This window comes from Burkholderia sp. SR8 (assembly GCF_052851275.1).
The window spans coordinates 177,465-190,932 of record NZ_JAULUC010000004.1; the positions used below are offsets into that span (position 1 = coordinate 177,465).

At 66.3% G+C, this 13,468-nt stretch carries 10 protein-coding genes and 1 riboswitch; of the genes, 6 read left to right on the forward strand and 4 right to left on the reverse strand.

Translation table 11 applies throughout. The annotated features are described in order from the left end of the window. Nucleotides 1-132 precede the first annotated feature (132 nt). Nucleotides 133-1,053, forward strand: coding sequence for a LysR family transcriptional regulator (locus Q3A80_RS06590; RefSeq protein ID WP_446328263.1), 921 nt, complete (start codon nucleotides 133-135; stop codon nucleotides 1,051-1,053). Between the two features lie 21 nt (nucleotides 1,054-1,074). Here Q3A80_RS06590 and Q3A80_RS06595 read toward each other — a convergent pair whose 3' ends face one another. From Q3A80_RS06595 to Q3A80_RS06605, 3 genes are all read right to left on the reverse strand, one after another. After that, entirely contained in the window at nucleotides 1,075-2,469 is a 1,395-nt protein-coding gene (locus Q3A80_RS06595) for an MFS transporter (RefSeq protein ID WP_446328264.1), read from the reverse strand. Nucleotides 2,470-2,702: 233 nt separating this feature from the next. Further along, entirely contained in the window at nucleotides 2,703-3,071 is a 369-nt protein-coding gene (locus Q3A80_RS06600) for a hypothetical protein (RefSeq protein WP_446328265.1), read from the reverse strand. A gap of 135 nt (nucleotides 3,072-3,206) precedes the next feature. Beyond that, nucleotides 3,207-4,217: a sodium:calcium antiporter gene (locus Q3A80_RS06605; protein WP_446328266.1), complete on the reverse strand. Its 1,011-nt coding sequence runs from the start codon at nucleotides 4,215-4,217 to the stop codon at nucleotides 3,207-3,209. A 121-nt stretch (nucleotides 4,218-4,338) separates the two neighbouring features. Continuing rightward, nucleotides 4,339-4,475: riboswitch (yybP-ykoY riboswitch) on the reverse strand. Nucleotides 4,476-4,748: 273 nt separating this feature from the next. On the opposite strand from Q3A80_RS06605, the gene Q3A80_RS06610 reads away from it, so the two are divergent. The 3 genes from Q3A80_RS06610 to Q3A80_RS06620 all read left to right on the forward strand — a co-directional run bounded on the left by Q3A80_RS06610 (nucleotide 4,749) and on the right by Q3A80_RS06620 (nucleotide 9,728). Beyond that, a complete protein-coding gene (locus Q3A80_RS06610; RefSeq protein ID WP_446328267.1) occupies nucleotides 4,749-6,560 on the forward strand; it encodes an ExeM/NucH family extracellular endonuclease in 1,812 nt (603 codons plus the stop codon). A gap of 835 nt (nucleotides 6,561-7,395) precedes the next feature. Continuing rightward, nucleotides 7,396-9,246 (forward strand): S10 family serine carboxypeptidase-like protein, encoded by a 1,851-nt coding sequence (locus Q3A80_RS06615; RefSeq protein ID WP_446328268.1) that lies wholly within the window; start codon nucleotides 7,396-7,398, stop codon nucleotides 9,244-9,246. 56 nt (nucleotides 9,247-9,302) lie between these two features. Next, nucleotides 9,303-9,728 (forward strand): 2-oxoglutarate dehydrogenase, encoded by a 426-nt coding sequence (locus Q3A80_RS06620; RefSeq protein WP_446328269.1) that lies wholly within the window; start codon nucleotides 9,303-9,305, stop codon nucleotides 9,726-9,728. A gap of 169 nt (nucleotides 9,729-9,897) precedes the next feature. Here the strand turns inward: Q3A80_RS06620 and Q3A80_RS06625 are convergent, their stop codons facing one another. Beyond that, nucleotides 9,898-10,851, reverse strand: a complete 954-nt coding sequence (locus tag Q3A80_RS06625) for a helix-turn-helix domain-containing protein (protein WP_446328270.1) — start codon at nucleotides 10,849-10,851, stop codon at nucleotides 9,898-9,900. Between the two features lie 310 nt (nucleotides 10,852-11,161). Between Q3A80_RS06625 and Q3A80_RS06630 the strand changes: the two genes are divergently transcribed. Together Q3A80_RS06630 and Q3A80_RS06635 are read left to right on the forward strand one after the other, a co-directional pair. Beyond that, the gene (locus Q3A80_RS06630; protein ID WP_446328271.1) at nucleotides 11,162-12,409 is read left to right on the forward strand and encodes a D-arabinono-1,4-lactone oxidase; all 1,248 of its coding nucleotides are present in this window, start codon (nucleotides 11,162-11,164) and stop codon (nucleotides 12,407-12,409) included. 40 nt (nucleotides 12,410-12,449) lie between these two features. Beyond that, nucleotides 12,450-13,229, forward strand: coding sequence for an SDR family NAD(P)-dependent oxidoreductase (locus Q3A80_RS06635; RefSeq protein ID WP_446328272.1), 780 nt, complete (start codon nucleotides 12,450-12,452; stop codon nucleotides 13,227-13,229). Nucleotides 13,230-13,468 lie beyond the last annotated feature (239 nt).

A 13,468-nucleotide genomic window follows, 5' to 3' on the forward strand; every position in this document is an offset into this window, starting at 1 on the left:
GCCGTCGTTGACGAACGACGGGGTATGGCGTGCGCCGTTGCCGATGACGGCGCGCGTCCGGTCTGGTCCATCGGCGAACCCGGCCGGTGTCGTGCCGGCCCGACAACGCGCGAACGCGCAGCGGCTTGACGCATGTTCTCGAATACCACCGATCTCGATCTCCGGCTCATCCGGGTCTTTCTGGCCGTCGTCGATGCACGCGGCATCACTGCCGCCGAAGCGTCGCTCGGCGTGCGGCAATCGACGATCAGCACGCAGCTCTCCGCGCTCGAAGCGCGCGTCGGCTTCAAGCTGTGCGATCGCGGCCGCGGCGGCTTTCGGCTGACGTCGAAGGGCGAACGGTTCGCGGCCACCGCGCGCACGCTCGTCGCCGCGACGTCCGAGTTCGTCGCACGCGTGCGCGACATCGACCGCAAGCTGGTCGGCACGCTGTCGATCGGATTGATCGGTCAGGCGCCGCTCGTCGAGAACGCGCGTCTGGCCGATGCGATCGGCGCGTTCCGCAAGCGCGACCAGGCCGTCACGTTCTCGATGAAGGTCGCGTCGCCGCAGGAGCTCGAGGAAAGCCTCGTCAACAACCAGCTCGATCTCGCGATCGGCTATTTCTGGCATCGCGTGCCGGGCCTCGACTACACGCCGCTGTTTACCGAGGCGCAGACGATCTACTGCGGCCGCGGGCATCCGCTGTTTCATGCGTCGCGCCCGGTGTCGGCGGACGACCTGCAGGCACACGACTGGGTGTGGCGCACGTATCCGGTTCCGGAGGAGCAGTATCCGCTGCCGGAGCGGCGCGTGACCGCGAGCGCGGACAGCATCGAAGCCGCGACGATCCTGATCCTGTCCGGTGGCCATCTCGGCTATCTGCCTGCGCACTACGCGGAGCCGTTCGAGCAGCGCGGGCTCGTGAAGGCCATCGGGCGCGACACGTTCAGCTTCGACGTGCCGCTGCATCTCGCGATGAAGCGCAGTGCGAACGGCAAGCCGATCGTCGATGCGTTCTGCGCGGACCTGCTGCACGCGTTCAACGTGAAGGCGGTTGCGCTGGCCGCGTAGCGCGTGCCGGCCGTGTGACGTTCACGCGTCGATGCGTTCGACCTTGCCGACCAGCAGCCCGTACGACAGGCTGCCCGCGAGCGCCATCGCCGCGATGTACGTGATCGCGCGCGAGAAGTCGGCGCCGTCGACGAGCAGGCCGATCACGATCGGCGTCGCGATCGCGGACAGGTTGCCGATCAGGTTGAACACGCCGCCGGTGAGGCCGATGAGCCGCGCGGGCGCGAGGCCCGACACGAGCGACCACGTGATCGACGCGAAGCCGTTGCCGAAGAATGCGATCGTCATGAACGCGATCACCCAACCGGTGGACGTCACGTAGTTCGCGCCGATGATGCAGGTCGAGATCAGCAGCCCAGAGATGATCGGCAGCTTGCGCGCGAAGCCCTGCGATGCGCCGCGCCGCATCAGCCAGTCCGACAGCACGCCCGAGCACAGCACGCCGACGAACGCCGCGAGAAACGGCAGCGACGCGAGAAAACCCGACTTGATGAAATCCATCCCGCGATACTTGACGAGGTAGGTCGGAAACCACGTGAGGAAGAACCACAGCGTCGAATTCAGCGCGAACTGGCCGAGATAGATGCCCCACAGCTTGCGCCGGCCGAGCACGACGCCGAGATCGCGCCACGTCGACGGCTTGCGTTCGGTGCGCGCGGCGATGCGGTCTTCGAGATCGACGAGGCCGCCGCCGTCGCGGATCAGTGCGATCTCGGCTGAGTTGACGCCGCGGAACGCGCGCGGTTCGCGATACAGCGCGTACCAGATCGCGGCCCATGCGATGCCGGCGAGGCCGGTCGCGACGAATACCATGTGCCAGCCGAGATGCACCTGCAGCCATGCGAGCACCGGCGTGAGGAACGCGAGGCCGACGAACTGGCCCGACGTGTAGCCGCCGATCGCGCTCGCGCGTTCGCGGGTCGGGAACCACGTGGTGACGACGCGGTTGTTGATCGGATAGGCCGGCGCTTCGAGCGCGCCCACCGCGAGCCGCAGCACGGTCAACCCGACGAACGAGCCGGCGAAGCCCAGCAGCAGCGTCGCGGCCGACCATAATGCGAGCGCGCCCGCATACAGCACGCGCGGCGAGATCTTGTCGACGAGCCAGCCGCCGGGAATCTGCATCAGCGCATAGGTCCAGCCGAACGCGGAGAACACGAGGCCGGCGCGCACCGGGTCGATGTTCAGTTCCTTGAACAGTGCGGGCGCGGCGATCGACAGGTTGCTGCGGTCGAGATAGTTGATCACGACCGTGACGAACAGCAGTGCGAGGATGATCAGGCGTTTGCGGCTCGCGGGCGCGGCGGATGCGGCTGCTGCGGCGGTTGTGCGAGCGGTCGGATCGGGTGCGGTGTCGGCGCGCGGACGCGACGGCTCCGGCGGGTTGGCATGCGTGCGCGACGCGGAATGGGTCACGGTCGTCTCCTCGGTTCTGTGCCGGCCGGCGCCCGCGTGGCGGGGCGGCCGTCTCCAATGGCATTGGGCGAACGTTAGGGCCGTGCAGCGAAGCGCGTCAACATCTGGGCAGGCATCCCTATTAATGGGATGTCGTGCGCTCAGTATGTGGGAAAGGCGCGCGACACGCGGAATCGCGACGCGCGTGTCATGAGCGGCGTTGTCGCGGTTGTCCGCGTATCGGCAGGGGCAGCTTACGCAGCTGCACTGTCGTCGCGATACCCGCTCTTGCCGTCGAAGATTTCCGTCAGCGCGGCGCGCAGCACGACGGGATCGTGTTCGCCGGGCGCGAGATGGATCACGTAATGCGTATTGCCGTCGAGCCGTGCGGCGGTGCGCTCGTCGAGTTCGACGTCGAGCGTGTTGCCGGTGAGGCGCACCGACATGTCTTTCACGTGCGCGGTGAGCTGGTCGCGCACCATCACCTCGATCGTCGCTTCGTCCGGGAAGCGCAGCAGCGAGAAGCAATAGTCCTGCTGCGCATCGTGGCAGTAGATGTTCGCGCAACTTTCATCGTCGTCGATGTCGAACGTGGCCGCGCCGACGGTCGCATGTAGTTCCATGGTGTTTCTCTCGATGGGAGGTTATCGGGGCAGCGCGAGTGCCAACGGTGCCCGAACTCGCGCATGGCATCGACGACCGGCCATGGCCGGTCGGCTTTCGTGGCCGGATCGTACTCGATGCACGGATAGCGACGCTCAGCGCGTCAGCGTCACGAACAGATAGCCGGCATACCCGGCGCCGTTCGCGAGCAGCGCCCAGATCGCCAGCCCGCGCGCACGCGCGTTGACGCGCAGCCAGACCGCCGCCGCGAGCGTGATGATCACGCCGGTCAGCACTTCGGGGCGCGGCTCCCACGGCGTCAGCATGATGCCGATCGCCGGCAGCAGCGTGCCCTGGAACACCATCGCGCCGGTGATGTTGCCGAACGCGAGCGTGTCCTTCTTGCGGCGGATCCACAGCACGCTGTTGACCTTCTCCGGCAACTCCGTCGCGATCGGCACGATGATCAGCGACAGCAGCAGCGCCGAGATGCCGAGCAGGTGCGACACGCCTTCGACGCCATGAATGAAGCCCTTCGCGCCGCCGACGAGCAGCGCGACGCCGAGCCCGAGTTGCAGCGCAATCGTCGCGAGGTTGGTCGGCAGCCCGACGCGCGACAGGAACATCGCGTGCGGCGCTTCGGTGCCGTGTCCGGCGTCGACCAGCTGCGTCGATGCGCGGAACGTCAGCACGACGTACAGCACGTAGATGCCGACCAGCATCGCGGCGAGCAGCGCGCGCACGGCCCACACGTGATGCGGGACGAACATCGCGATCGTGGCGAGCGCGAACGCGGCGATGAAACAGTTCAGGTCGCGCACGAAGCCGGTGCGCTCGGGCGTGATCGCGCCGGTCAGCCCGCGCGTGCGGATCACGGCGAGCGTCATCAGGAAAGTGGTCAGCGTCGCGAGCATCAGCGGCGCGCCGAGAATCGCGCCGACGCCGATCTCCTCGTTGACCGCCGCGTTCGACGTGCCGCCCGCGAGCGCGAGCAGCGGCACCATCGTTTCGGGCAGCGCGGTGCCGACGGCCGCGAACAGCGAACCGGTCACGCCTTCGGAGATCTTCAGCCGTTCGCCGAGATGTTCGAGCGCGTTGGTAAAGAGTTCGGCGGCGACCAGGATGACGAGCAGCATGAACGCCAGTTCGACGAGCATCAACGTCATGCGGCACCTCCGCAGGCACGTGCGCGGGCGGTCGTCGGATTCGCGAAACGGGAAGGGAATGCAAGGAGGTACATGGGGACTCCGTGGTCGGACGTTGACGAACCATGACGCATCTGCCGACGTCCGACCAGGAACGACGCGATGCGTCGATGGTCTCGCCAGACCGATTCGGCCGAACGCGCCACGGCCGCAGGCCGAGTGTGTTGACGCGTTCGCTTTCCGGGGAAGGAAAGCAGGCTACTCCCCAAAGACGAACGGCAGTCTAGCCGAGGCGGCTGCTTTCGGCAAGCATGCACCCGCCGCGACCTCGTCGGGCGCCGCAGCGGATGCACCGGTGCTTCGGGATGCGATGCGGCGGCGCGCCGCGCGGCCGGCGAAACGCGCGCGAGGCCGACCCGGCGCACCGGGAGAACGCGAACGGCGGCTCAGCAAACGAATCGAGCAAATTACATACCGCCGTCTTTTGCTTACCAAAAACTGTCACCGAGCGCCGCTAAGCTTTCGCCACCCTCACAACCGGGATTCCCCGTCATGCGCTCGACAATCCGCCTGTTTGCCCCGCTATTGCTGCTTCCCACGCTCGCCGCACCGGTCTTCGCCGCCACGGCGGCCCCCGTCAGCCCGAACTGCGGCGGCAGCACGACACCGATCGCCGACATCCAGGGGCCGGGCGCGCCGTCGCCGCTCGCCGGCCAGAACGTGTCGATCGAAGCGGTCGTCACCGCGGATTTCGGCGGCACCGACGGCTTCGGCGGCTTCTTCGTGCAGCAGGCCGACGCGCAGCGCCGCAACCAGCCGGGCGTGTCGGAAGGGCTGTTCGTCTACGCGCCGAAAGCGCGTGCGAAGGCGGGCGATCTCGTGCACGTGACGGGCAAGATCGAGGAGAAATACGGGCAGACGCAACTGACGCTGGCGGGCGCGATCGCGGTGTGCGCGAACGGCCAGACGGTCACGCCGGCGACGCTCACGCTGCCGGTCGACAACCCGGCTGCGTTCGCCGCGTATGAAGGGATGCGCGTGCGCCTGCCGCAGACGCTGACCGTCACCGAAAACTACGAACTCGGCCGCTACGGCAGCGTGATGCTGAGCAACGGCCGCCTGCGTACGCCGACGAGCGTGGTGCCGCCGTCACAGGCGCAGACGCAGATCGATGCGAACGCACGCAACCGGCTGATCCTCGACGACGGTTCGAACAAGCAGAACCCGGCGAGCGTCCCGTATCCGGCGCCGGAACTGTCGGCCGCGAACACGCTGCGCTCGGGCTACACGGTGCGCGACGTCGAAGGCGTGCTCGAAGTGCGTTACGGCGCGTGGCGCGTGCAGCCGCTGCCGGGCGCGGCCGCGCCGGTATTCGACACGCGTTCGAACCCGCGCACCAACGCACCGGCGCGCGATCCGAAATCGAACCTGCGCGTCGCCTCGTTCAACGTGCTGAACTACTTCAACGGCAACGGTCTCGGCGGCGGCTTCGACGACCCGAACAATCGCGGCGCGAAGACCTACCAGGAATTCCAGCGTCAGGAAGCGAAGATCGTCAGCGCGCTGAAGGCGCTGAACGCCGACGTGATCGGCCTGATGGAAATCCAGAACAACGGCTACGGCGAGCTGAGCGCGGTGCGTCAGCTCGCGGCGAAGCTCGGCAGCCACTGGCGCGTGGTCGATCCGGGCACGTCGCGTCTCGGCGGCGATGCGATCGCGGTCGCGATGATCTACGACAGCCGTGCGGTCGAGCCGGTCGGCCGCGCGTCGACGCTCGCAATCGACGACAAGAACCGCCAGCCGCTCGCGCAGTCGTTCCGCCGCGTCGGCGGCAAGCAGGCGCTGACGATCGCGGTCAACCACCTGAAGTCGAAGAACTGCCCGGACGCGGCGAACGACGACCTCGACCAGGGCGACGGGCAGGGCTGCTGGAACCCGACGCGCACGCGTGCGGCCGCGAAGCTGGCCGACTGGCTCGCGGGCACGCCGACGGGCGTCGCGGGGCAGGGCACGCTGCTGATCGGCGACTTCAACAGCTACACGCATGAAGACCCGATCCGACTGCTCGAATCGCGCGGCTACCGCAACCTCGTGGCACGCTGGATCGGCGCGAACGCGTACAGCTACGTGTACAACGGCGAAGCCGGCTACCTCGATCACGCGCTCGCGTCGCTGCCGCTCGCATCGCACGTGAAGGCCGTGCACGAGTGGCACATCAACGCGGACGAACCGCTCGCGCTGCAGTACACGCTCGCGTACAAGTCGGCCGAGCAGCAGAAGACGTACTACGCGCCGGATGCGTACCGTTCGTCGGATCACGATCCGGTGCTGATCGATATCGCGCTGCCGGGCGGCGGGCGCTGAGCGCGGCCGACTCGAGCATGTGAAGTACGGCGTGCGGCGCTTGCCGCATGCCGGCGGGTGAGCAGCGGTGCCGCCGCTTGCTCACGCGGCTCCTTTCCTCTGCATGCATCGCGCGCCCGATTCGCGATCGCCGCAACCCGGTCTGGATTGCGCGGCACGAATCGTCGCGTGTTCATTGCGAATACCGGCGTAGCAGCCATCAATGCGCATTTCGCGCGGCTCGCGTATTCGTTCCGATGTCGTGTAAATAATTCCGTCGATTATCCCGAAAACCAGTCGAGTCGGTATTTTATGGACGACGGCGAGTTTATTCGGCGATTCGCGCTAATCGCTAATCGATCGGGAGAGCGATTAATTAAAATGAAAGAAAAATCCTGTCGATTTGAAGGCATTTGCCCGTGCGGCACTCGTTCCCGTAAATAAGCGAGCAATAAGCGCCACAGCGGCAGCATCCGATACGAAACGCCTCGTGCCGGACCGAAAACGCGAACAATCGTATTTTCTTTCAAAATCCAGACACTGCTTTCCAGTCGCATCATCGGCGCTTTTTTAATATCGGAATGATCTTTGACAACGCGGCGCAGCACCGCCTATTTTTGTCATGTCGTAAATTTTGGTAATACAAAAGTCGTCAGAACTGCAAGGGGGCGGCGTTCTCGCATCATTCTCCGCCAGCAGTTTGCTGTGTCTGTATCAAGTTCAGTCTCTCGAAGAAGTCCAATCCCCGATCGCCGTCTGCCGACCGTGCAACGCGAGTGGCGGGTGCGCCTGCGCGTTTTTCGCCGGCGGTGGCGGCCTCTGTGAAACGGTATCCGACCCAACACGAAGGACAGAGATGAAACCAGACAGGAGCAGGACCGGCAGCCGCCGCGAACGTCGCGGCCGGCTGGCCGGGCTAGGCGCATTGACCGCGATGGCAATCGCGCTCGCGAGCTGCGGCGGCGACGATTCGTCGTCGGTCGCCGCGTCGAGTCTTGCGCAGGCCACCGCGAGCCAGCAGGCCAGCGCGCAACAGGCGGCCGCCAACCCCACGCCCGCGGCGAACCAGCCTTACGTCGACCCCGTCGCGTATTCGATGAACGCGACCGACGGTCTCGCGCCCGCGCAGGTGTCCGAGAAGGCAGCGGTGATGCATTACCAGTGGAAGTCCGGCGGCACGACGGTCAACTACACGACGACCACCGGCCATCTGACCGCACAGGACGCGAACGGCAATGCGGAGGCGTCGATGTCGTACGTCGCGTACACCGCGCCGAGCACCAACGGCAAGCCGCGGCCTGTCACGTTCGTCTATAACGGCGGCCCCGGTTCGTCGTCGATCTGGCTGCGGCTCGGCTCGTTCGCGCCGACGCGCGTCGCGACGCCCGATCCGCTGTTCGGCAACAACTGGCCGAACTATCCGCTCGTCGACAACGCGGAAAGCCTGATCGACACGACCGACCTCGTGTTCATCGATCCGCCCGGAACCGGCCTGTCGGAAGCCGTGCTGCCGAACACGAACCAGAAATACTGGGGTTCGGATGCGGACGTGAACATCATGCGCGACTTCATCCAGCGCTACCTGAACGTGAACGGCCGCGGCACGTCGCCGATCTACCTGTACGGCGAATCGTACGGCACGCCACGGACCGACATGCTCGCGCTCGCACTCGAATCGGCCGGCGTGCATCTGACCGGGATCGTGCTGCAGTCGTCGATCCTCAACTACTTCGCGGATGCGGTGGAGGCGGTGGCGATCACGCAATCGACCGAAGGGCTGCTGCTCGACACCGATACCGTGGCCGGCTATCTGCCCGGTTATGCGGCGGTGGCCGAGTATTTCAACCAGGTGTCGCCGGCGCCGGTCAATCAGTATCTGTATGCACTGCAGACCGAATTGTTCACGACGCTGATCTACAACCAGCTGCAGAAGTATTCGCAATCGTGGGTGCTGAGCCAGCTCGGCATTCCGGATGCGCTCGGCACGCCGGTGTTCCCGAGCGACGCGACGCTGAAGCTGTGGTCGGTGCCGTCGAGCCTGACGCTGCAGGCGCTGCGCGGCTACTTCAACGCGAACCCGTTCGGCACGAGCCTGTTGCCCGGCACGACGATCGGCCGTTACGACGGACGCGTGTCGTTGCCGAACTCGGACCCGCGGCTGCAAACGGACGGCGACCCGTCGGACATCCTGATCTCGCAGCCGTTCACGAACGCGCTCGCGACGCAGATGCCCGACTACCTCGGCTACACCGCGCCGAATGCGACCTACCTGCCGCTGAACGACAACATCATCCAGGTGTGGGACTTCTCGCATGACGGCCAGCCGATGCCCGACACGATCCCCGATCTGCTCGGCGCGCTGCAGCTGAATCCGAAGCTCCACGTGCTCGCGGAGAACGGCCTGCACGATCTGGCGACGCCGTTCTTCAACACGGAGAAGCAGCTCGCGCGTCTGCAGACGGTGAAGGGGCTGAATCCGAAGCTGCAGGTGAACTTCTTCCAGGGCGGGCACATGACGTATCTGGACGACGTCGCGCGTCCGCAGATGAAGCGCGACCTGACGCTCTTCTATCAGGGCCGGCGGATTCCGACCGCGCTGACGCTGCGCACGCTGCCGCCGCCGTGGCCGGACGAGAACCCGGCCGGCACGCCGACCGGCAGCACGCCAGGCGCGACGGCCGCGACGACGCTGGCAGCGGCACCGTGAGCGGCGGACGCGTCGTGAAAGGGAACCCTCTATTCATCCATCGAATGCGAGCGATCATGTCTCCAATCAACTTGATGCGGCATCTGTCTCCGTTGATCGTCGTCGGTGCCGCGATGAGCAGCGCCTACGCACTGCCGCCGCAGGCGGTCGCGCCGGTGAAGCTGCCGCACGGTGCGCATGGCGTCGACGGCCCATTCTTTCCTTCGACCCGCGCGGCGCCGGTGCTGCCGTCGACCGGCGCGACGCTGCAGCAGCAGGCGCAGAAACGCGTCGATGCGCGGCTCGGCGGCAACACTGTGCTTGGCAACGGCGCGGCGGTGACGAAGGCGCAGGCGCAGAGCAGCGGGCTCGGGTTCGTCGCGAAGCACTTCGACGAGATCGATGCGAAGCACACCGGTCGCGTGACGATGAGCGACGTGCGGCAGTTCATCCAGCAGCGGCAGGTGCAGGCGCAGCAGGAACAGCAGGATCAGCAGGAGTGACGGCGTAGCGTGGTCGTGTGCAGGCAGGCGCGGCCGGTGCCGGGCGGGTACCGGCCGCCCGGCACCGGCCGCGACCTGCTTCGACATGCCGCGGCGCAGGTCCGGCCGCGGCTTTCTTCATCGAAGTTCAGCGACGCACGCGCGTGCTGCGCATGCAGGAGAACGATATTCACGCGTCGCGGTGCGCGTAGCGCCGCGCCGTCGCCGACGGCAACTCGCCGAACATCGCGCGATAGTCCTGCGCGAAACTGCTCAGGTGCCAGAAGCCCCATTTCGTCGCGGCAGCGGTCACCGACCCGCCGAGCCGCAGTTCGCGGCGGACGTGATTCAGCCGGACGGCGCGCAGGTACGCGATCGGATTCAGGTTCAGCGTGTCGTTGAACGCGTATTGCGCGGTGCGCCGGCTGATGCCGAGCTGCACGCACAGTTCGGCGATCGACAGCGGGCACGTCGAGGCGTCCTGCAGCCGCTCCTGCACCGCGTTGACGAGCGACCAGTACTTCGTCGTGGCCGGGCGCGCGCCGGCAGCGTCCGCGTCCTGCGGCGGTACGGTCATCGCTTCGGAGATCGCATACAGCACGGTTCGTTCGAGCAGTTCGATCCGGTCCTGCGTCGTGACGTCCTCGACCGGCGTGCTTTTCGCGGCCGCGGCCATCGTGTAGCGCAGCAGGTCGCGCAGGCGGTCCGCGACCTCGGTCGTCATCGGAATCAGCGGCGCGAAGGTGCGTGCGCGCAGCGACGCGGCCAGCGTGCGCATCGTTTCCGTCGACAGCTTGTCGGGCTCGATCTCGACATTGACCAGCAGATGCCGTTCCGGCGAGTAGAACTCGAATACGGGCAGGCTCGAAAACACGTGCAGGCTGTCGCGGCTGCTCTTCTCCCCGCACATGCGCGCATGGCCTTCGAGTTCCAGCGGCACGGCCACCGCGATGCGGTCCGACGGCACCGCGCCCTGCTGCAGGATCACCTTGTCGAGATCCTCGACCAGCAGCCGGATGCCGCCGAGCGACACGATCGACGACGAACCATGAAACAGGCCGCCCGAAATCTGCGTGTAGTTGAGGTCCCAGCCGTCGAAGATCCGCGCCTGTTCCTCGACGTCGGTGAATGCGCAGAACGCCACCGCTCGCGCGAACGGCGGAGCGCCAGAAAAATCGCTCGGATCGGCAGACGGCGTCATCGGGGTCGGGAAGGGGCTGGCCGGGTCGATTCATTGTAGCCGCTCGGCAAGCCGGTCAAAAAGCCTGGCGCCCCACCGCCGGTGGAAAACCCTCGCTTGCCGAAATCCGATAGTGGAAAACCATCCGGCGACATACCTTTGCACCAACGGAGCGCAACGTATCGCGCCGGCGCCGGGCATCCCGCCGCGTTGCCGGCCGAACCGAACATCGCTGCCGGCGCAGGACGGCCGGCGCACTTCTGGAGAGACGTCGATGGAGCTTCCACGTGGCGGATTCTGGCGGAACTGGGTCGGCAATCAGTCGTGCGTCGCCGCGCACATGGCGTCGCCCGTCAGCGAGGCGGAGATCGCCGAACTCGTGCACGCGGCGACGCGCGCGGGCAAGAACGTCCGCTGCGCGGGCTCGGGCCATTCGTTCACGCCCATCGTCGCGACGAGCGGCCTGCTGCTGTCGTTGCACGACTATCAGGGCATCGTCGCGGTCGACGAGCGACAAAAGCGCGTGACGGTGAAGGCCGGCACGCGGATCAATGCGGTGACGCGTCATCTGAAGGAGATCGGCTTCTCGCTGGTCAACCAGGGCGACATCGATTCGCAGGCGATCGCCGGCGCGCTCGCCACCGGCACGCACGGCACGGGGACGACGTTGAGCAACCTGTCGTCGCAGGTGGTCGGGATGCGCATCGTTCGCCCCGACGGCTCGATCATGGAAGTGAGCGACAAGCGCGACCTCGACCTGCTGCATGCGACGCAGGTGAACATCGGCATGTTCGGCGTGGTGTCGGAACTGACGCTGCAGGTGACCGACGCGTTCTGGCTGCACGACCGCGTGTGGCGCGAGGACTTCGAAGCGCTGATGGACCAGTACGACGACCTTGCGGCGAACCACCGGCATTTCGGGTTCTTCTGGTGTCCGACGTCCGAAAGCCGCCACCTGTACTGCCTGCCCGATACCGCGAAGGTGTCGAACTCGAAGAAGGACTACGACGTGTGCGAGATCAAGGTGATGGACGTCACCGACGAACGCACGTTCCGCGAAGGCGAGCACGAGAAGATCGCGTACAGCGCCGAAGTCTATGCGATCGACTACGTCGCGAACTTCCACGAGCTCGAATACGCGGTGCCGGCCGAACACGGCAAGGAGGCGCTGCGCCGCGTGCGCGAGTTGATCCTCACGAAGCACCGCGACTGCATCTTCCCGGTCGAATATCGGTTCACGAAGGGCGACCCCGCGTGGATCAGCCCGTTCAACCATCAGGACAGCGTGACGATCTCGTGCTCGGGCGGTCCGAACGGCGTCGACTACTGGCCGTTCCTGAAGGATGTCGACGACATCTTGCGCGATTACGGCTCGCGGCCGCACTGGGGCAAGCTGCACTTCACGAACCGCGACGACGTGGACCGCTGGTTCCCGAAGGCCGAAGCGTTCCGCGCACTCCGCCGCAGCGTGGATCCCGAAGGCTATTTTCTCAACGATCATCTTCGGACGCTGTTCAGCTGAGCAGTCAGCGGTCCGAACGAACCACACTGGAGAACAACGCATGAACGTGAAGATCGACGGCCGGCTGGCCGGCAAGGTCGCCATCGTGAGCGGCGGCGCGGGCGGATGCGGCGGCGCTGCATCGGAGCTGTTCGCCGCGCAGGGCGCGAAGGTGGCGATCATCGACCGCGACGGCGATGCGGCCGAAACGCTCGCGTCGCGGCTGCGCGACGCCGGCTTGCAGGCGATCGGCCTCGGTGCCGACGTGTCGAAGCAGGCGGACGTGCAGAACGCGGTCGACGCGGCCCGCAGGCACTACGGCAACGCGGACATCCTGTTCAATCATGCGGGCACGCTGATCGTGAAGCCGTTCCTCGACATCGACGAGTCGGAATGGGACTGGCTGATGGGCGTGAACGTGAAGAGCATGTTCCTGATGACCAAGGCCGTGCTGCCGCAGATGCTGGAGAAGGGGCGCGGCAGCATCGTCTGCACGTCGTCGATCTCGGCCGTCTGCGCGACGCCGGGCGAAGTGCTGTACGACGCGACCAAGGGCGCGTGCCACATGTTCGCGCGGGCGATCGCCGTCGAGTATCGCGACCGCGGCATCCGCTGCAACGCGCTCGCGCCCGGGTTCATCCGCACGCCGCACGGGATGCGCGAGCTGAAGGATCTGCAGGCGATGGGCGTGGACGCGACCGAAGCGGCCATTGCAGTGCAGCAAGGCCGGCTGTGCGAGCCGTCGGAAGTGGCCGCGGCTGCGCTGTTCCTTGCGTCTGACGAATCGAGCTTCGTCAACGGCACCCATCTGTTCGTCGACAACTGCTTCTCGGCGGTTTAGGCCCCGATATTCGCAAGAAGCCGCCGGCCGGGCGTGCCCTCTCCAGGAACGGCCGGTTCCATCGAAGGTTCCGCAGCGATGCGGACCTTCGATTTTTTTTGCCTGGGCGCCGCGCGATGCGTCCTAGCGGAATGTCGTAATCCTTCTATCTGAACGAATTTGCGTCTGCTGGAATGGCAATGGCGAATAACCGTTCAGCCGGCATCGCGGGGCGGCATGGTTGTCGACGTCATCGGGCG